Below are 17,495 nucleotides of genomic sequence, written 5' to 3'. Positions count from 1 at the left end.
AGGTGCCGGTGACTTTAACAGGAGGTGGACGGCCATGAGCGATCCCGCGACCCCGGACGAGCAGCAGCGCGTCGCGCTCGCCGTCTCCACGGTCATCTTCGCGCTGCGCCCGCACCCCACCACGCGCCGCCTCGCCGTGCACCTCCCGCTCGTGCGCCGCATCCGCGCCCCTCACCAGGGGCGATGGGCGCTCCCCGGGGGCCCGCTCGGGGCCAGCGAAGGGCTCGGCGCCGCCGCGAGCCGCACCCTCGGGGAGACCACCCGGCTGCGCCCGCGCTACCTCGAGCAGCTCTACGCCTTCGGCGGCCCCGACCGCGCCCCGAGCGCCGCCGAGCGCACCGTCTCGATCGTCTACTGGGCGATGGTGCGCCCGGAGGAGGCCGACGCGGGCGTGGCCGGGGTCAACGTCCAGTGGTTCCTCGCCGACGAGCTGCCCGAGCTCGCCTTCGACCACAACCTCATCGTCGAGTACGCCCTGTGGCGCCTGCGCAACAAGCTCGAGTACTCCCGCATCGCCGCCGCCTTCCTCGGGGAGACCTTCACCCTCGCCGAGCTGCGCGGCGTCCACGAGGCCGTGCTGCAGCGACCGCTCGACCCCGCGAACTTCCGGCGCCAGATGGAGGCGTCGGGCCGGCTCGTCCCGACCGACGAGTTCCGCACCGGCGGGCGGCACCGCCCCGCCCGGCTGTTCCGCCACGACGAGTCCATCCACCTCGCCGACAACGGCCCGCTCACCCGGGCCTGACCCGCCGTCCCACCACCCCTGAACCACGGAGGCCACCGATGACCACCACCGCCTCGGTCGAGCTCACGCTGCGCGACATCTCCGCCGGCGCCGCCGCCGGCAGCTCCTGCTCCACCCGCCTGCTCGACGCCCCCTGGGACGTGGACCGCGAGGACCCCGGCTACGGCCCCGGCGCCTCGATGGCCGATGCGATCCCCGCCGTCGCCCCGCGCCAGGGCGAGATCCCCGCCGAGTACCGCGAGGCGAGCGCCGAGGAGCTCGACCGTCGGATCCGCGCGGCGAAGGCGGAGCTCGGCGACCGCGTCGTCGTGCTCGGCCACTTCTACCAGCGCGACGAGGTCGTGCAGTACGCCGACTACGTGGGCGACTCCTTCCAGCTCGCGACCGCGGCGAAGGCCCGCACCGAGGCGGAGGCGATCATCTTCTGCGGCGTGCACTTCATGGCGGAGACCGCGGACCTCCTCTCCACCCCCGAGCAGGCCGTGATCCTCCCGAACCTCGCCGCCGGCTGCTCGATGGCGGACATGGCGGACATCGACCAGGTCGAGGAGTGCTGGGAGCAGCTCATGGAGGTGCTCGAGGACGAGGGCGCCGACGGCGACGCTCTGGCTCCCGTCATCCCGGTGACGTACATGAACTCCTCCGCCGCGATCAAGGGCTTCGTGGGCCGCCACGGCGGCATCGTCTGCACCTCCTCGAACGCCTCCACCGTGCTCGCCTGGGCCTTCGAGCGGGGCCGCCGCGTGCTCTTCCTGCCGGACCAGCACCTGGGCCGCAACACCGCGAAGGCCATGGGGATCGGCCTCGACGAGATGGCCATGTGGAACCCGCGCCGGCCGCTCGGCGGCAACGACGAGCAGACCGTGCGCGACGCGCGGGTGCTGCTCTGGCACGGCTTCTGCTCGGTCCACAAGCGCTTCACCGTCGCCCAGATCGACAAGGCCCGCGCCGAGCACCCGGACGTGCGCGTCATCGTCCACCCCGAGTGCCCGATGGAGGTCGTCGACGCGGCCGACGAGGCCGGCTCGACGGACGTCATCCGCCGCGCGATCGAGGGCGCGACGGAGCCGACGACCTTCGCGATCGGCACCGAGATCAACCTCGTCCAGCGGCTCGCCGCCCAGCACCCGCAGCACGAGATCTTCTGCCTGGACCCCGTGGTGTGCCCGTGCTCGACGATGTACCGCATCCACCCCGGCTACCTCGCCTGGACGCTCGAGGCGCTGCTGCGCGGCGAGGTCGTCAACCAGGTGAGCGTCTCCCCGGACGTCGCCGAGCCCGCCCGCGTGGCCCTCGAGCGGATGCTCGCCGCGAAGCCCGCACCGCTCGCCGGGAGCGCCCGGTGACGACCCGCGGGGCGCCGCACGCCGACGTCCTGCGCGCCGAGGTGCTGGTCGTCGGCTCCGGGATCGCCGGGCTCACCGCTGCCCTCGAGATCGACGGGGACGCGGACGTGCTGCTCGTGACCAAGGGCGCGCTCGCCGCGGGCGCGACCCTCCACGCTCAGGGCGGGATCGCCGCGGCCGTCGGCCCCGGGGACACCGCCGCCGACCACGCCCGGGACACGCTCGCCGCCGGGGCCGGCCTCGCCGAGGAGGCGGCCGTGCGCCTGCTCTGCGAGGAGGGGCCCGCCGCGATCGCCCGCCTCGTGGAGCGCGGCGTCGCCTTCGACCGGGACGAGGACGGCGCCCCCGCGCTCGGCCTCGAGGGCGCCCACGGTCGCCCGAGGATCCTCCACGCCGGGGGTGACGCGACCGGCCGCGCGATCGAGCTCGCGCTCGTCGCCTCCGTGCGCGAGCGCGGGATCCGCGTGCTCGAGCGCACCGCGCTGGCGGACCTGGTCGTCCACGACGGGCGCGTGCGCGGGGCGCGGCTCCTCGGGGCCGACGGACGCTCGGTACTGGTGCGCGCCGGAGCGGTGCTGCTCGCGACCGGCGGCGCCGGCCAGCTCTTCGCCCACACCACGAACCCGCAGGTCGCGACCGGTGACGGGGTCGCGGCAGCGGCCCGCGCGGGCGCGGCCCTCGCGGATCTCGAGCTCTACCAGTTCCACCCCACCTCGCTCGCCGTGCCCGGCGGCTTCCTCGTCTCCGAGGCCGTGCGCGGGGAGGGCGCGGTGCTGCGCGACGCCGACGGCCGACGCTTCCTGCCCGCCGTCGATCCGCGCGCCGAGCTCGCCCCGCGGGACGTCGTCGCCCGCGCGATCGCGCGCACCATGGCCGCCCAGGGCGGGCTGCCCGTGCGGCTCGACGCGACAGGGATCGGCGGGGACCGGCTGCGCGAGCGGTTCCCGACGATCGACGCCGCTGTGCGCGCCGCGGGCCTGGACTGGGGGCGCTCGCCGATCCCCGTCACCCCCGCCGCCCACTACTGGATGGGCGGGATCCGCACGGACCTCGACGGCCGCACGAGCCTGCCGGGGCTGCTCGCCGCAGGGGAGTGCGCCCGCACCGGCGTGCACGGCGCGAACCGCCTCGCCTCCAACTCCCTGCTCGAGGGTGCCGTGCTCGGCGCGCGCGCCGGGGTCGCCGCCGCGGAGGACGCCGCCGCCGTCGCCGCGGCGGAGGCCGCGGACGACGGGGCCGGGACGGACGCCGCTGCCGCTGCCGCTGGTGCCGGGGGCCCCGTGACCTGGACCCGTGCCGATCTCCAGCAGCTGATGTGGTCCCGTGCGGGCCTGCTGCGCAGCGGTGAGCAGCTCCGGGAGGCCGCCGCGGTGCTCGAGGGCTGGCAGGCCCCCGCGCCCCGCACGATCAACGCGCTCGAGGACCGCAACCTCCTCGAACTGGGCCGCCTGCTCGTCGCCGCGGCGCTCGCCCGGCCGCGCTCCGTGGGCGCCCATCACCGCCTCGACGACCCCTGCGAGGCCGCGACCGTCGGCCCCGCCGGCACGTCCGCCGCTCCCGCCTCCCTGCACCCCCTGGAGACCCGCTGATGCTCACCCGCGCCCAGATCGACCCCGTCGTCACCGCCGCCCTCGCCGAGGACGCCCCCTGGGGCGACCTCACCGGTCAGGTGTTCCTGCCCGCCGGCGCGAGAGCCGCCGCGCAGCTCGTGGCGCGGGAGGACGGCGTGCTCGCCGGGATCGACGTGCTCGAGGCCGCCTTCCGCCTCACCGACGGAACCGTGCAGGTCACGCCTCGGGCGGCCGACGGCGACCGCTTCCCCGCCGGCACGGTGCTCGCCGACATCACCGGCCCCGCCCGGGCCGTCGTGCAGGCGGAGCGGGTCGCGCTGAACCTCGTCCAGCGGCTCTCCGGGATCGCGACCCGCACCCGCGTGCTCGTGGACGCGGTCGCGGGCACGGGCGCCCGCATCACCGACACCCGCAAGACCACGCCCGGCCTGCGCGCCCTCGAGCGCCACGCCGTGCGCTGCGGCGGCGGCGTCAACCACCGCTTCTCCCTCTCCGACGCCGTCATGGCGAAGGACAACCACCTCGCCGTGCTCCGCGAGCAGGGCATCGACCTCACCGCCGCGATCCTCCGGGCGCGCGAGCAGCTGGGCCACATGACCCGCATCGAGGTCGAGGTGGACCGCCTCGACCAGATCGAGCCGGTGCTCGCGGGCGGCGTGGACGTCATCATGCTCGACAACTTCTCCCTCGAGGACCTGCGCCGCGGCGTCGAGCAGGTCGCCGGTCGCGCGATCGTCGAGGCGAGCGGCACGATCACCGAGGAGACCGTCGCGGAGGTCGCCCGCACCGGCGTCGACATGATCTCCTCCGGCGCGCTCACCCACTCCGTGCGCAGTCTCGACCTGGGGCTCGACATGGCCGTCTCCGCGTGAGCGGGAGCCGCGCGTGATCTACCTCGACGCCGCCGCGACGCTGCCCGTGCGGCGGGAGGCCCTCGAGGCGGCCTGGCCGTACCTGACCGGCACCTTCGGCAACCCCTCGAGCCATCACGCGGTGGGGGAGGCCGCCGCCGCGGGGCTCGAGGACGCCCGCCGCCGGGCCGCGGCCGTGCTCGGCGCGCGCCGCAGCGACATCGTGTTCACCGCGGGCGGGACCGAGGCCGCGAACCTCGCGATCAAGGGCCTGGCACTGGCCTCCCCGCGCGGGAAGCATCTGGTCACGTCCCCCCTCGAGCACGAGGCGGTGCTCGAGTCGGTCGACTTCCTGCGCCGCGTGCACGGCTTCTCGGTGACCGTCGTGGACCCCGGGACCGACGGCGTCATCACCCCCGCCGCACTCGGGGACGCGCTGCGGGAGGACACGACGCTCGTCTCCCTCGCCGCCGCGAACAACGAGATCGGTGCTGTCTCCGATGTCGCGGCGCTGGCCGCGGTCGCCCACGACGCGGGCGCGCTGTTCCACACCGACGCGGTGCAGGCCGCCGGGTGGATCGACCTGCGCGGGCTCGGTGCGGACGCCCTCACCCTCGCGGGCCACAAGATCGGCGCCCCGAAGGGGACCGGCCTCGCGATGATCCGCGGCCGCCTGCCGATCGAGCCGCTCGTCCACGGCGGCGGGCAGGAGGGTGGTCGACGCTCCGGCACGGAGAACGTCGCCTTCGCGGTGGCGCTCGCCGTCGCCCTCGAGCTCGCGGAGGCCGAGCGGGAGGAGAAGGCCGCGCGGATCGCGCCGCTGCGGGACCTGCTGCTCGAGGCCGCCGAGCGCGCGGGGGCCGTGCTCACGGGGCCACGTGAGGCGCGCCTGCCGGGTCACGCCTCCTTCCTGGTCCCCGGCCGCAGCGGCGAGTCCGTGCTGCTGGACCTCGAGCGGCGCGGCGTCGTCGCCTCCTCCGGTTCCGCGTGCGCCGCCGGCAGCGACGAGCCCTCGCACGTGCTCACCGCCCTCGGTATCGACCGGGAGGCCGCGCAGACCGCCGTGCGGCTCACCCTCCCCGGGGACCTCACCGCCGCGCAGGCGGAGCAGGCGGTCGGTGCCCTCGCGGCGGTGCTGGGCGAGGGCTAGGGTGGCGGCGTCCGCCTCGCGAAGGAGCCACCATGACCTCGTCATCGCCCGCCCTGCAGAGCAGCTACGACCACGTCGTCGTCGGAGGCGGCATCGCCGCGGACAAGGCCGCCCGCGCGATCCGCGAGCAGCAGGAAGGGGCGAGCATCCTGCTCGTCTCCGCCGCGGAGGACGGCCCCGTGTACCGGCCCGCCCTCACGAAGGACCTCTGGACGGGAGAGGACCCGGACCCCGCCTCGCAGGACCTCGGCACCGCCGATGACACCGGCGCGACCCTGCTCACCGGCACCGAGGTCACCGCGATCGACCCGCAGGCGCGCACCGTCACCCTGAGCACGGGGGAGAGCGTCGGCTACGGGGAGCTGCTGCTCGCGACCGGGTCCGCCGCGCGGGCCCTCGACGGCGCCCCGGAGGACCCGCGGATCGTGACCCTCCGCGAGGTCGCCGACTACCGCCGCCTGCGCGAGCTCGTGGGCGAGGGCACCGAGGTGGTCGTCGTGGGCGGCGGCTACCTCGGTACCGAGATCGCCGCCGGGCTCAGCGTCGCGGGCGCCTCCGTCACCCTCGTGATCTCCGGGCAGGCGATCGGTGAGAGCCTCTTCCCACCCTCGATCACCGCGCACCTCGGGCGCGTGTACGGCGGCCACGGTGTGCGGCTCGAGAAGGGCTTCCGCCTCGCCGGCCTCGAGGCGGGGGAGCGCCTCACGCTGAGCGGCGAGGACGGCCGCACCCTCACCGCGGAGGTCGCCGTGCTCGCCCTCGGTGCCCGCCTGCGCACCGAGCTCGCCCGGGACGCCGGCCTCGAGCTCGACGATCAGGGCGCGATTGTCGTCGACGCCCACCTGCGCACCTCCGCCCCGCACATCCACGCCGCCGGGGACGTCATCCGCTTCGAGGACCCCCTGCTGGGCGCCCGCCACGTCGAGCACATCGACCACGCCGAGGCCTCCGGGACCGCCGCCGGGACGGCCATGGCGGGCGGGGACGCCGAGTACGCGTACACGCCGCTGTTCTACTCCGACCTCTTCGACGACGGCTACGAGGCCGTGGGCCGGCTCGACGGCCGCGGCGAGAACGTCGAGCTGTGGGACGAGGAGGGCGGCGCCGCCGTCGTCCACCACGTCGAGGACGGCCGGATCGTCGGCGTGCTGCTGTGGAACACCTGGGACTCCGTGCCCGCCGCCCGCGAGCTGATCGCGGACTCCCGCGACGGGAAGATCGACGTGGCCGACGTCGCCGCGCTGCGGGAGCGGATCGCCCCGGGCGGCTGAGCCGGCGAGCAGGGACCGCTGAGGGGTACCGGCGGGCACTCCCTCGCGCCGTGGTGACGGAGGATCCTGGACGGTGACGCGGGCCCGTCGGCCCCGCCCGTCCCGCGTCACCGCGAGAACCCACCCTGCTCGACCCCCCCTGGATCCCCATGCCCGCCGCCCCCGCGCAGCCCGTCACCGCCACCGTTCCCGGGACGGAGCACCGCGCCTCCCCGCGCGCCCTCGTCGCCGCGACCCTCACCCTCGTGCTCGCCTTCGCGGTCTCCTCCTCACCGGTGCCGCTGTTCACGACCTACCGCCGGGCCGACGGCCTCACCGACGGGGACTTCTCCCTCGCCACGGTCGCCTACTTCGCCGGGACGATCCTCGCGCTGCTCGTGCTGGGCCGGCTCTCCACCCACCTGGGCCGCCGCCCGCTCGCCCTCGCCGCCGCCGCGCTGCTGCTCGCCGGGGCGCTGGTCATGCTCCGCGTGGACTCCCTCGCCCCGCTCGCCCTGGGCCGCTTCCTCTCGGGCCTCGGCTGCGGGATCGCGAGCAGCGCCGTCATGAGCTACGTGGTCGACGCCGCACCCCGCCGCCCCGCCTGGCTCGCCACGATGATCACATCGCAGTCCCCGATGGTCGGGCTCACCCTCGGGGCGCTCGGCTCCGGGCTGATCGTCGAGCACGGCCCGCGCCCCACCACGACCGTGTTCCTCGTGGGCGCGGGCGCGATGACGCTGTGCCTGATCGCGCTCGCGATCGCCCCGGAGACCGGCCCGCGCCTGCGCGGCGCCCTCGCCTCCCTCCGACCCCGGGTCGCCGTGCCCGCCGCCGCCCGCCCGCTGCTGCCGGCGCTCGCCGCGGTCGTCGTCTCCACCTGGGCGATGGGCTCCTTCTACCAGGCCTTCGGCCCGTCGGTCGTCGCCGACGGCCTCGGCACCGACGACGCCGTCGTCTTCGCGGTCGTGTTCTCCGCCTACATGCTGCCGAGCGTGCTCGGCGCGCCGATCGGCGGGCGGATGCGCGCCGCGACCGCGCAGCGCACCGGCATGACCGTCTTCGCGATCGGAGTGCTCGGCGTGCTCACCGCGCTCGCCCTCGACAGCGTGGTCCTGTTCATCGCGGCGAGCGTCGTCGCGGGCGCAGGCCAGGGCATGGCGATGAGCGCGAGCGTGCGCTCCGTGCTCTCCACCGCGACCCCCGCGGAGACCGCTCCCACCATGGCCGCCGTCTACCTGCTCTCCTACAGCGGCGCGATGGCCGCGAGCCTGATCTCGGGCCAGCTCACCCGCTGGTACGGGGTGGAGCAGATCGTCATCGGCTACGGGGTGCTCGCCGTCGCCGCCGCCGTGGTCACCGCGCTCTGCGCCCGCGAGCCGCGGCCCGTGGAGGCCCCCGCGGCGTGAGCGCCCGGGCTCAGCGCCGGGAGGGCTCGCGCGGGCGGGCGTCGAGCCGGAAGGCGAGGAGCAGCAGCGCCGCCACGACGATCAGCAGCGGGAACCACAGCGGCGCATGGATGCTCTCGATCACGAGCGCGGAGAGCACCGCCAGACCGATGACCCCCACGAGGATCATCCGCGAGGCGACGGGCGTGGGGGCGGCGCCCGCCCGCGGCAGATCCGCCCGCCGGATCGCGATCCCGTAGACCAGCAGCCCCGCCGCGAGCAGCGCCACCATGACGACCACCCGCGCCACGCCGTTCGGGATCAGCCACGGCGCGTACGGCATGAGCACGCCTCCCGCGAGGAGCAGAGAGGTGACGGCCTGCCCGATCCACCGGCGAGTGCTCGTCGACGCCTGCTCCGTGCTCATTCCCGGCCTCCTGGAATCTGATGCTTCCGGTCGCCCCGAGCCTAGGCGTCCTCCGGACGGGACGGTCGCCCGGCGGCGCTGCCGGCGGGGTGGCGGGAGCTCTCTCGCGGCCGGGGCGCTCCGTAGACTCGGCGGGGTGAGCCACGACACCGAAGACAACGACACCGTCCGCCGCGCCGTGATCCTCGCGCGGGGGCTCGGCACCCGCATGCGCCGCGAGGACGCGGACGCCGATCTCGACGAGGCGCAGGCGAGCGTCGCCGCGAGCGGGGTGAAGGCCCTGATCGACGTGGGCCGGCCGTTCCTGGACTACGTGCTGTCCACCCTCGCGGACGTCGGCATCGCCGAGGTGTGCCTCGTGCTCGGCCCCGAGCACGACGTGCTGCGCGAGTACGCCGCCTCCCGCAGCGGCGGCCGCCTCACCGTCACCACCGCCGTCCAGGAGGAGCCGCGCGGCACGGCCGACGCCGTCGCCGCCGCCGCGGACTTCGCGGGCGACGAGCGGATCGTCGTGCTGAACTCGGACAACTTCTACCCGCGCGAGGCGCTCGAGGCGCTCGTCGCCGTGCAGGGCGCCGGGCTCGTCGGCTTCGACCGGGACGCCCTCGTCGCCGGCTCCAACATCGCCGAGGACCGGATCAGCGCCTTCGCCGTCGCCGCCGTGGACGAGCACCGGCAGCTGCGCAACATCATCGAGAAGCCGGACGAGGAGACCCTCGAGAACCTCGGCCGGGACTGCCCGATCTCGATGAACGCGTGGCTGTTCACCGCCGCGATCTTCGAGGCCTGCACCCGCATCGAGCCCTCCGTGCGCGGCGAGCTCGAGATCATCGACGCCGTGCGCCTGCTCATCAGCGAGGGGGAGCCGTTCACCGTCGTCCCCGTCGAGGCCGGCGTGCTCGACCTCTCCTCCCGGGCCGACGTCTCCGCCGTGGCCCGCGCGCTCGAGGGCGTGGAGGTGTCCCTGTGAGCACGGTCCTCGAGCAGCTGCGCCGCGAGGCGGAGGAGCCCACCCACGCGGACTGGTCCAGCCCCCGCACCGCGACCTGGTTCGTGCCCGGCCGCATCGAGGTGCTCGGCAAGCACACCGACTACGCGGGCGGCCGCTCCCTGCTCGCCGCCGTCGACCTCGGCCACACCGTGCGCGCCGTCGAGCGCACCGACCGCGAGCTGCACGTGACCAGCGCGCTCGCGGGCGATCCCGTCGTCGTGGATCTCGACGCCCCCGCCCGCCATCCCTCCCCGCCCGGGCATTGGGGCGGGTACGTGCGCACCGTCGTCGAGCGCCTCGAGACGAACTTCCCGGGCCGCCTGCGCGGCGCCGAGGTGCACGTGACCTCGACGCTCCCGCTCGCCGCGGGCATGTCCAGCTCCTCCGCGCTCGTGGTGGGCCTCGCCCTCGCCCTGCTCGACCTCGCGGGCGTCGCCGACGAGCCGCCCTTCACCACCGAGATCACGACCGACGAGCAGCTCGGCGAGTACCTGGGCTGCGTGGAGAACGGGCAGAGCTTCGGCTCCCTCGCGGGGGACCACGGGGTGGGCACCTTCGGCGGCAGCGAGGACCACACGGCGATCCTGTGCGGCGTCGAGGGGGCGCTCGTGCAGTACTCCTTCTGCCCCGTGCGGCGCGAGCGGGAGGTGGCGCTCCCCGCGGGGCTGTCCCTCGTAGTCGCCGTGAGCGGCGTCGACGCGGAGAAGACGGGCGCCGCCCTCGCGGACTACAACCGCATCTCCCTCGCCGCCCGCGAGATCGTCACCCGCTGGCAGCAGGCGACCGGCCGCACCGAGAGCACCCTCGCCGATGCCCTCGCGACGGGCCCGGCGGCGCTCTCCCGGCTGCGGGAGCTCGTGGGGGAGGACAGCCCGCTCACCGGCCGGCTCGAGCAGTTCGTCGCCGAGTCGGAGCGGATCGTGCCCGCCGCCGCGCTCGCCCTCGAGGAGGGTGACCTCGCGGAGCTCGGCTCGCTCGTGGACGAGTCCCAGGCGGGTGCGGAGACGGGCCTCGGCAACCAGATCCCCGAGACGGTGCGCCTGCAGCGGCTCGCCCGGGAGCTCGGCGCGCACGCCGCGAGCGCCTTCGGCGCCGGCTTCGGCGGCAGCGTGTGGGCCCTCGTCGGCCGTCCGGAGGCGCCCGACGGGGCCGCCGGGGCCGACGGAGCCGACGGGGCGGACGGCGCGCAGGCGGAGGAATCCGCTGAGGAGTTCGCAGACCAGTTCGCGCGGCGGTGGCTCGCCGCGTACCGCGAGGAGTTCCCCGAGGCCGGTGCCCGCGCCACGACGCTCGTCACCCGGCCCGGGCCCGGCGCGCACCGCCTCGACCCCGAGGAGTGAGCCCTGCGCGGACAGGCCCTCCCGGCAGGGTGATCGCGGGGGCGGCTGTGCCACGATGAGCGCATGACCGCGCCCGTCCCCTCGCACCTGTCCTGGCCCGCCCCCGCCGCCGTCCTTCCCATCCGGGACCTCCGCCCGATCGTGGACCGCCTCAGCTCGATCGCGACCTCCCACGCGCAGGACGTCACCCTCTTGCCGGGCCTCGCGACCGGCGAGGAGGAGGTCGCCGCGGATCCGCCGCCCGCGCTCGAGCAGATCGTCGACGAGATCGGCGGCATCGAGGCCGGCGGGTCCCGTGTGCTCGACCTCCTCGTCGAGGAGCGCGTGGACGTGGGCCCGTACACGCTGCTCGGCGAGCACACCACCTACTACCCCCTGTACGAGGGGGAGGACGTGGCGGTGGTGCTCACCCTCGACGACGCCGGGACCCCCGGTGCGGTGCACGGGATCGGCGAGGACCTCGCCCTGACCCTCGCCGCGGAGGACCTCGCCGGCTGGATGACCCAAGTGGCCGACGCGCTCGAGGCCGCCCTCGCGCAGCTCGACGCGCGCGTGGTGGAGCTGCACGGGGAGGACGCCGCCGGCAAGGACACCCTGCGCGCGGAGGTGCTCGGCGAGCTGCTCGAGCAGCACCTGCTCGCCGACGTCCTCGGCCTCGGCGCGGAGGACGACCCGGAGCGGGAGGCCGCGCTCGCCGCCCGCGAGCTGCCGATCGTCGCGGCCGCCGGCGCCGGCGCCGGCCCCCTGCCCACGCTGCCCGAGGGCGCGACCGCCGTCGCGGACCTGCGCGGCGCCCCGCTCGGAGCTCGCGTCGCCGTCATCGACGCGGAGCTGCCCGGGGACCCGCTGGACTGGCACGTCGCCTGGCGTGCGGGCGGTCGCGTGCTCGCCGTCGTCCCCGACTGAGCAGGACGGTCGGCCGGGAGGCGCCCGTCAGACCCGCCGGGGCCGCGAGGCCGTGACCCCGGCGGCGACGAGCGTGAGCACCGTGCCCGCGATCGTGAACGGCGTCAGATGGCCCGGCGCGGCGATCGCGTCGATCACGACGGAGCCGATGATCTGCCCCGCGATCGTGGACATCGCGAGGGTCAGCACGCCGAGCGGAACCGCGAGATGCGCCGCGAGGGCGATGAAGGCGACGCCCAGCGCCCCGCCGATGTAGAGCAGCGGGTTCGCGGGCGGCGGCTGCGGCGCCCCCACGACCGCCACGTGCACGAGCGCGGCGATGACCAGCGCCGTGGTGCCGACGACGAAGTTGCCGAGCGTCGCGACCACGAAGTGGCCGCTGTGCTGGGACACCCGGCCGTTGACCCCCTGCTGGAGGCCCACCGCGACGCCCGCGACCATCGGCAGGGCGAGCAGGTACCAGGGCGCGTCGGTCGCGATCCCGCCGGACATCGCCAGGGCCACCGAGGCGACCATGAGCAGGGCGCCCACGAGCCGGGTGGGCGTCAGGTGCCGCACCCCGCCGGGGCCCAGGCCCGTGCGGTCCACGACGAGCCCGGTGACCGTCTGCCCCGCGACGACGCACACGATGAACAGGGCCACGCCCACCAGGCCCACCGTGAGGCCCTGGCCCAGCACGAAGCTCGCACCGCCCAGCCCGCCGAGCGCGAGGTACCAGGGGAAGGCGCCGCTGCGCAGGTCACCCACGAAGGCCCGGGCGAGCGTGCGCACGCGCGGGAGGAACACGAGCAGCACGAGGATCAGCACGAGCCCCGAGCCGAAGGAGATCGCCGCCGCGACGAAGCCGTCGTCGAGGGCGGCGGCGAGATCCGCGTTCACCCGGGACTGGATCGCGCCGAGCACACCGCCGGCGACGGCGGCGGGCAGGGCCCATCGAGGCACGTGGTGGTGGGATGCGGGCCGTTCGGCGGCGGGTGGCTCTGTCGTCATCACGGCGTCCATGGCGTGCTGGGGGAGGTCACGGCCGACCACTGTATGCCCCGGGAGGGGGTGGCCGTGCCGGTGCTCAGCGCGCCCCGTCGATGGGGAGTGCTCCCCATCGCCGGGGGCGGGGGACCGCCGCTACGGTGAGCGGGACCGGGGGACGACCAGGGCCGAGGCAGGGGAAGAGGACGGATGAGCACCTTCATCGGGGCGGACACGGAGGCGCTGCGCGCCTTCGGTGCGACGGTCTCGCGCCGGGCCGACGAGATCGACGGCCTGTACGCGCAGCTGCGCTCCGCGATCGACGGGACCGAGTGGACGGGTGAGGACGCGGACCGCTTCCGCGCGCGCTGGAGCGGGAGCGTGCGCGCGGGCCTCGAGGACAGCGCGGTCGAGCTGCGCCTGCACGCCCGTCGCCTGCTGCACCACGCGGAGGAGCAGGATGCCACCTCGGCGCCGGACGCCCCGGGCGGGGGCTCCGGGTCGGGCGGCGGCGGTGCGGGATCGGGTGCCGGCGGGGGTTCCGGTGCCGGTGGCGGCGCGGGAGCCGGCTCCGGTGACGGCGGCGCGTCCGGCGGATCCGGTGGGGAGTCCGGGGCCGACGGCGACGCGCTCGCCGCGTTCTCCGAGGCCCTCGCCTCGGGCGACCCCGCGGCGATCCTCGACGCGCTGCTCGGCGACCGCGGCAGCCCGCTCCAGCAGGCGCTCGGCGAACTCCTGGACACCCCGGAGGGGCAGTCAGGCCTGCTCGCGGGGCTGCTCGGCGGGCTCATCGGCTCCGCACTGAGCGACATGCTCGGCGGGGGCATGGGCGGCGCGGGCGGTGAGGGCCTGGACCTCGAGAGCTTCCTCGCGGGCGTGGGCGCCGGCATGGGGCTCGCGCAGCTCCTCTCCGGTGCGGGCGGCGGGCTCGGCAGTGACCTCGGGGCCGGGCTCGGGGTCGGGGACGCCCTGGGCATCGGCGACGAGCTCGGCGCCGGCGGCGGCACGGGCTCCGCGGGCGGTGGCGCGGCGGAGGGGTCCGCCGGTTCGCCCTCGCAGGAGGGTGCGGGGTCCGAGGGATCCGGCGCCTCGGGCGGGGGCTCCGGCTCCTCCGGCGGTTCCGGTGGGGGCTCCGGCTCGGGCGGCGGCGGCGGGTCCGGTGGCGGCTCCGGCTCCGGAGGCGCGGGCGACAGCGGTGCCGATGGTGGCGGCTCGGGCAGCGGGTCCGGCGGTGGCGCATCGGGCGGCACCGGCGGCGGGACCGCCGAGGGCGCCGGCCAGAGCGGCGGCAGCGTCGCCTCCCACGTCGGAGTCCGGACCGAGGAGGGCGGCATGAGCCTGCTCGAGCGGATCCTGCAGATGATGGGTGAGGCCATGGGGCCGGGCAGCTCCCGGGCCGGCGGTGCCGGGGCGGAGATCGGCCGCTCCTGAGCCTGCCGGGCCGGGTCTACCCTGGACCCGGCCGCGCGCACCCCCGCGGCCGCGCCGACAGGAGGAACCGATGACGTCCACGACCGCCGCCCAGCCCGGCACCGACCAGGCCCGCCCCGAGGGCGCCGCACCCGCCCCGGTGCTGATCCTCGTCGAGCGCGCCTACGGTCCCGCCGCAGGCGGCGCACCGGACTTCCGCGAGGCGGACCCGTCGGCTGCGCAGCTCCTCGTCACCGACTTCGTCGCGACCCGCGGCGACGGGGTCTTCGAGACCCTCGGCGCCTTCGACGGCACGCTCGCGAACGTCGGCCCCCACCTGGACCGCCTCACCCGCAGCGCCGCCATGATCGACCTGGCGGGCCCCGACCACGACGTGCTCCGCGCCGCGCTCGAGGCGGCCGTCGCCGCCCACCCGCCGGTGCCCGAGCTGACCGTGCGCCTCTCGCTCACCCGCGGCGTCGAGGGCAGCGGCGTGCCCAGCTGCTGGATCCACGCCCGCGTCGCGGACGACTACGCCCCCGCCCGCGCCGGGCTGAGCGTCGTCTCCCTGGACCGCGGACTGCCCACCACCGCGCCGGCGTCGAGCCCCTGGCTGCTCGCGGGCGCCAAGACCCTCAGCTACGCCGTGAACATGGCCGTGCTGCGCGAGGCCCAGCGGCGCGGCGCGGAGGAGGTCCTCTTCGTCTCCTCCGAGGGCTACGCCCTCGAGGGGCCGACGTCGACCCTGCTCGTGCGACTCGGTGACCGCTGGGTGACGACCCCCGTGGACGCGGGCGTGCTGCCCGGCACGAGCGTGGCCAGCGCGTTCGCACTGCTGCGGGCCGAGGGTGCCGAGTGCGGCGAGGAGCTGCTGACCATCGAGCAGGTGCGGGAGGCCGACGCCGCCTGGCTGCTCTCCTCGGGCCGTCTGGCCGCGCCGATCCGGCAGCTCGACGGGGTGGACCTGCCCGTGGACGCCGCGCTCACCGCCCGCCTCGGCGACGCGATCGCCGGGCGCGCCTGAGCGCGGAAGAGGAGGAGATCAGGCCCGCTCGAGCATCGCCCGGGCGAGGTCCGTGTCCACCACGAGCGTGTGGATCGCGCCCGAGCGCAGCACGCCGATGACGCCCGGGGCCTTCTCCGCGCCCGCCGCGACCCCGAGCACCTCGGGGACCCGCAGCAGCTCGGAGAAGGTCACCGCGAGCACCCGCTGATCCGTGGGCGCGCCGAGCGGCACGCCGTCGCCGTCCACGAAGCGCCCGCACACGTCCCCCGCAGGGCGCTGGGCGAGGAACCGCTCGCGCTCCGCGGCGTCCAGGCGCATGAGCTCCACGATGTGCGGGGAGGAGTGCACGCCCGCGGAGCCGATGCCCACGAGGGCGAGCTCCACCTGCGCGGCCGCCTCGAGCACCGAGCCGATGCTCGACTCCCCGCGCAGCGTCGCGACCGCCGTCGCGGATTCGAGCACCGCCGGGGCGTAGAGCGTCTCCGCGCGGGCGCCGAGCCGCGAGGCGAGCGTGCGCAGCACCGACTCGCCCGCGTCGAGCTGGTCCAGGGCGCTGTGCCCGCCCACGAGCGGCAGCACCCGCGGGGCCGGCCGCAGGTGCAGCGACTCGAGCGCCGCGACGACGCTCTGGACCGTCTGCCCCCAGGAGACGCCGATGCTCCCCACCTGCGGCGCGCGCTGGGAGAGCAGCGCCGCGCCCTCGCGTGCCACGGCGTCGATCCCGGGGGTGCGGGGCGCGGAGACCACGTGCACCTCCCGCAGGGAGAACGCGGAGCGCAGCGCCGCCTCGAGCGTCTCGTCGCGGCGGGGCGGGCCGTCCGGGTCGTGGATCGTGATCTCGACGATCCCGCGGTCCCGGGCCTGCGTGAGGATGCGGGAGACGTTCGAGCGGGACAGCCCCAGCTCCTCCGCGACCTCCGTCTGCGAGCGGCCCAGCTCGTAGTAGAGGCGCGCCGCCCGGACGACGACGGCGGTGTCACGGGGCGCGGGCATCGAGGCTCCAGGGGATCGGCGCGGCGGGGACGGGCCCAGCGTACGCAGGGCTCCCCGTCGCGGCGCCGATGGTGCCAGAATCAGGGCACCGCCCGAGGCCAGACGAGGGAGAGCGATGCCGCCCACCGAACCGCGACCGGAACCCCCCGTGCCCGAGGGGGAGATCGACATCGTCCTCGCGCTCAGCGGCCTGCGCGCCGCGGACGCCGAGGACGCCCTGCGCACCCTCGCCGCGCACCTGCTGGACGAAGGCTCCGTCGCCGAGGGCTTTTCCGCCGCGCTGCTCGAGCGGGAGCGCAGCTACCCCACGGGCCTGCCCACCCCGCTGCCCACCGCCATCCCGCACGCCGACCCGGAGTTCGTGCATCGGCCCGGCCTCGCGATCGCGACCCTCGCCGAGCCCGTCGGCTTCGGCGAGATGGGCGGCGGCACGGACGAGGACGGGCAGGTGCGCCGCCTGCCGGTGCGGCTGATCGCCATGCCGCTGCTCACCGACGCCCGCGCCCACCTGCGCGCCCTCCAGCACCTCATGGCGGTGCTGCGGGACGAGGCGCAGGTGACCCGGCTGCTCGACGCGGCCGACGACACCGATCTCGCCGGGCGCGCCTCGCGCCTGCTCGCCGGGGAGGAGGACGCATGAGCTCACCGCGACTGGGCGTGAAGGCGCTCGTGGTCCGCGACGGCCACGTCCTCATGAACCAGGTCCTCACCACCGACGGCGAGGAGCTGTACGGGCCGCCCGGCGGCGGCCAGGAGCACGGCGAGACCCAGGAGCAGGCGCTGCGGCGCGAGTGCCGCGAGGAGATCGGCGCCGACGTCGACGTCTTCCAGGTGGCCTGCGTGTACGAGGTGCAGCTGGGCCGGCGGCTCGTCGACGGCGCCCCGATCCCGCCGTTCCACCAGGTCAACGTCGCCTACTGGTGCGGCCTCGCGGAGGGGGAGGAGCCGGGGCTGGGCACCGATCCCGATCCCGGCCAGGTGGGATCGGTGTGGCTGCCGATCGACCGGCTCCACGAGTTCGACGTGCGCCCCCGGGAGCTGGGGGCCTGGCTGCAGGACGATCCCAGCAGCAGGCCCGTCGGCATCGGACCCACCGCCCCCTGAGGACCGGACGGTCGGAGATTCCTGGGAGCGTTCCCTCCGGCGTGGCTAGGG

The 17,495-nt window shown here is 76.0% G+C and carries 17 protein-coding genes; 14 read left to right on the top strand and 3 right to left on the bottom strand.

The window, feature by feature from the left end:
* Positions 1-34 precede the first annotated feature (34 nt).
* The 7 genes from ABD080_RS03175 (at position 35) to ABD080_RS03145 (ending at position 8,322) form a co-directional block, all read left to right on the top strand.
* On the top strand, positions 35-745 hold the full coding sequence (locus ABD080_RS03175) for an NUDIX hydrolase (RefSeq protein ID WP_137769112.1): 711 nt from the start codon (positions 35-37) through the stop codon (positions 743-745).
* 38 nt (positions 746-783) lie between these two features.
* Complete coding sequence (gene nadA, locus ABD080_RS03170; RefSeq protein ID WP_264451640.1) at positions 784-2,091, top strand: quinolinate synthase NadA; 1,308 nt, start codon at positions 784-786, stop codon at positions 2,089-2,091.
* The gene (gene nadB, locus ABD080_RS03165; RefSeq protein ID WP_343903617.1) at positions 2,088-3,680 is read left to right on the top strand and encodes an L-aspartate oxidase; all 1,593 of its coding nucleotides are present in this window, start codon (positions 2,088-2,090) and stop codon (positions 3,678-3,680) included. Before nadA ends, nadB begins: the two co-directional genes overlap by 4 nt.
* Positions 3,680-4,534: a carboxylating nicotinate-nucleotide diphosphorylase gene (nadC, locus tag ABD080_RS03160; RefSeq protein WP_137769110.1), complete on the top strand. Its 855-nt coding sequence runs from the start codon at positions 3,680-3,682 to the stop codon at positions 4,532-4,534. Before nadB ends, nadC begins: the two co-directional genes overlap by 1 nt.
* A gap of 13 nt (positions 4,535-4,547) precedes the next feature.
* On the top strand, positions 4,548-5,663 hold the full coding sequence (locus ABD080_RS03155; protein ID WP_137769109.1) for a cysteine desulfurase family protein: 1,116 nt from the start codon (positions 4,548-4,550) through the stop codon (positions 5,661-5,663).
* Positions 5,664-5,695: 32 nt separating this feature from the next.
* A complete protein-coding gene (locus ABD080_RS03150) occupies positions 5,696-6,934 on the top strand; it encodes an NAD(P)/FAD-dependent oxidoreductase (protein ID WP_343903616.1) in 1,239 nt (412 codons plus the stop codon).
* A gap of 149 nt (positions 6,935-7,083) precedes the next feature.
* Positions 7,084-8,322, top strand: coding sequence for an MFS transporter (locus ABD080_RS03145; protein ID WP_137769107.1), 1,239 nt, complete (start codon positions 7,084-7,086; stop codon positions 8,320-8,322).
* Positions 8,323-8,332: 10 nt separating this feature from the next.
* Here ABD080_RS03145 and ABD080_RS03140 read toward each other — a convergent pair whose 3' ends face one another.
* Positions 8,333-8,728 carry a hypothetical protein gene (locus ABD080_RS03140; RefSeq protein ID WP_168197973.1) on the bottom strand — a complete coding sequence of 132 codons (396 nt, stop codon included), beginning with the start codon at positions 8,726-8,728 and terminating at the stop codon, positions 8,333-8,335.
* A gap of 136 nt (positions 8,729-8,864) precedes the next feature.
* Between ABD080_RS03140 and ABD080_RS03135 the strand changes: the two genes are divergently transcribed.
* From ABD080_RS03135 to ABD080_RS03125, 3 genes are all read left to right on the top strand, one after another.
* A complete protein-coding gene (locus tag ABD080_RS03135; RefSeq protein ID WP_343903615.1) occupies positions 8,865-9,698 on the top strand; it encodes a sugar phosphate nucleotidyltransferase in 834 nt (277 codons plus the stop codon).
* Positions 9,695-11,059 carry a GHMP family kinase ATP-binding protein gene (locus ABD080_RS03130; RefSeq protein ID WP_343903614.1) on the top strand — a complete coding sequence of 455 codons (1,365 nt, stop codon included), beginning with the start codon at positions 9,695-9,697 and terminating at the stop codon, positions 11,057-11,059. The genes ABD080_RS03135 and ABD080_RS03130 overlap by 4 nt, the downstream gene beginning before the upstream one ends.
* Before the next feature lie 63 nt (positions 11,060-11,122).
* Positions 11,123-11,965, top strand: coding sequence for a hypothetical protein (locus tag ABD080_RS03125; protein WP_343903613.1), 843 nt, complete (start codon positions 11,123-11,125; stop codon positions 11,963-11,965).
* A gap of 27 nt (positions 11,966-11,992) precedes the next feature.
* Here ABD080_RS03125 and ABD080_RS03120 read toward each other — a convergent pair whose 3' ends face one another.
* On the bottom strand, positions 11,993-12,907 hold the full coding sequence (locus tag ABD080_RS03120) for a DMT family transporter (RefSeq protein ID WP_343903612.1): 915 nt from the start codon (positions 12,905-12,907) through the stop codon (positions 11,993-11,995).
* Between the two features lie 234 nt (positions 12,908-13,141).
* Here ABD080_RS03120 and ABD080_RS03115 point away from each other — a divergent pair, with 234 nt between their 5' ends.
* Complete coding sequence (locus ABD080_RS03115) at positions 13,142-14,362, top strand: WXG100 family type VII secretion target (protein WP_343903611.1); 1,221 nt, start codon at positions 13,142-13,144, stop codon at positions 14,360-14,362.
* Between the two features lie 70 nt (positions 14,363-14,432).
* Positions 14,433-15,365, top strand: coding sequence for an aminotransferase class IV (locus ABD080_RS03110; protein ID WP_343903610.1), 933 nt, complete (start codon positions 14,433-14,435; stop codon positions 15,363-15,365).
* Positions 15,366-15,383: 18 nt separating this feature from the next.
* Here the strand turns inward: ABD080_RS03110 and ABD080_RS03105 are convergent, their stop codons facing one another.
* Positions 15,384-16,340, bottom strand: coding sequence for a sugar-binding transcriptional regulator (locus ABD080_RS03105; protein ID WP_259361099.1), 957 nt, complete (start codon positions 16,338-16,340; stop codon positions 15,384-15,386).
* A gap of 148 nt (positions 16,341-16,488) precedes the next feature.
* On the opposite strand from ABD080_RS03105, the gene ABD080_RS03100 reads away from it, so the two are divergent.
* Both ABD080_RS03100 and ABD080_RS03095 read left to right on the top strand, forming a co-directional pair.
* On the top strand, positions 16,489-16,980 hold the full coding sequence (locus tag ABD080_RS03100) for a PTS sugar transporter subunit IIA (RefSeq protein WP_343903609.1): 492 nt from the start codon (positions 16,489-16,491) through the stop codon (positions 16,978-16,980).
* Positions 16,977-17,444: an NUDIX domain-containing protein gene (locus ABD080_RS03095; RefSeq protein ID WP_137769099.1), complete on the top strand. Its 468-nt coding sequence runs from the start codon at positions 16,977-16,979 to the stop codon at positions 17,442-17,444. Before ABD080_RS03100 ends, ABD080_RS03095 begins: the two co-directional genes overlap by 4 nt.
* The last annotated feature ends 51 nt before the right edge of the window (positions 17,445-17,495 follow it).

It is taken from the genome of Brachybacterium rhamnosum, assembly GCF_039526185.1.
Lineage (GTDB): Bacteria > Actinomycetota > Actinomycetes > Actinomycetales > Dermabacteraceae > Brachybacterium > Brachybacterium rhamnosum.
This window is presented reverse-complemented; position numbering and strand designations above follow the sequence as displayed.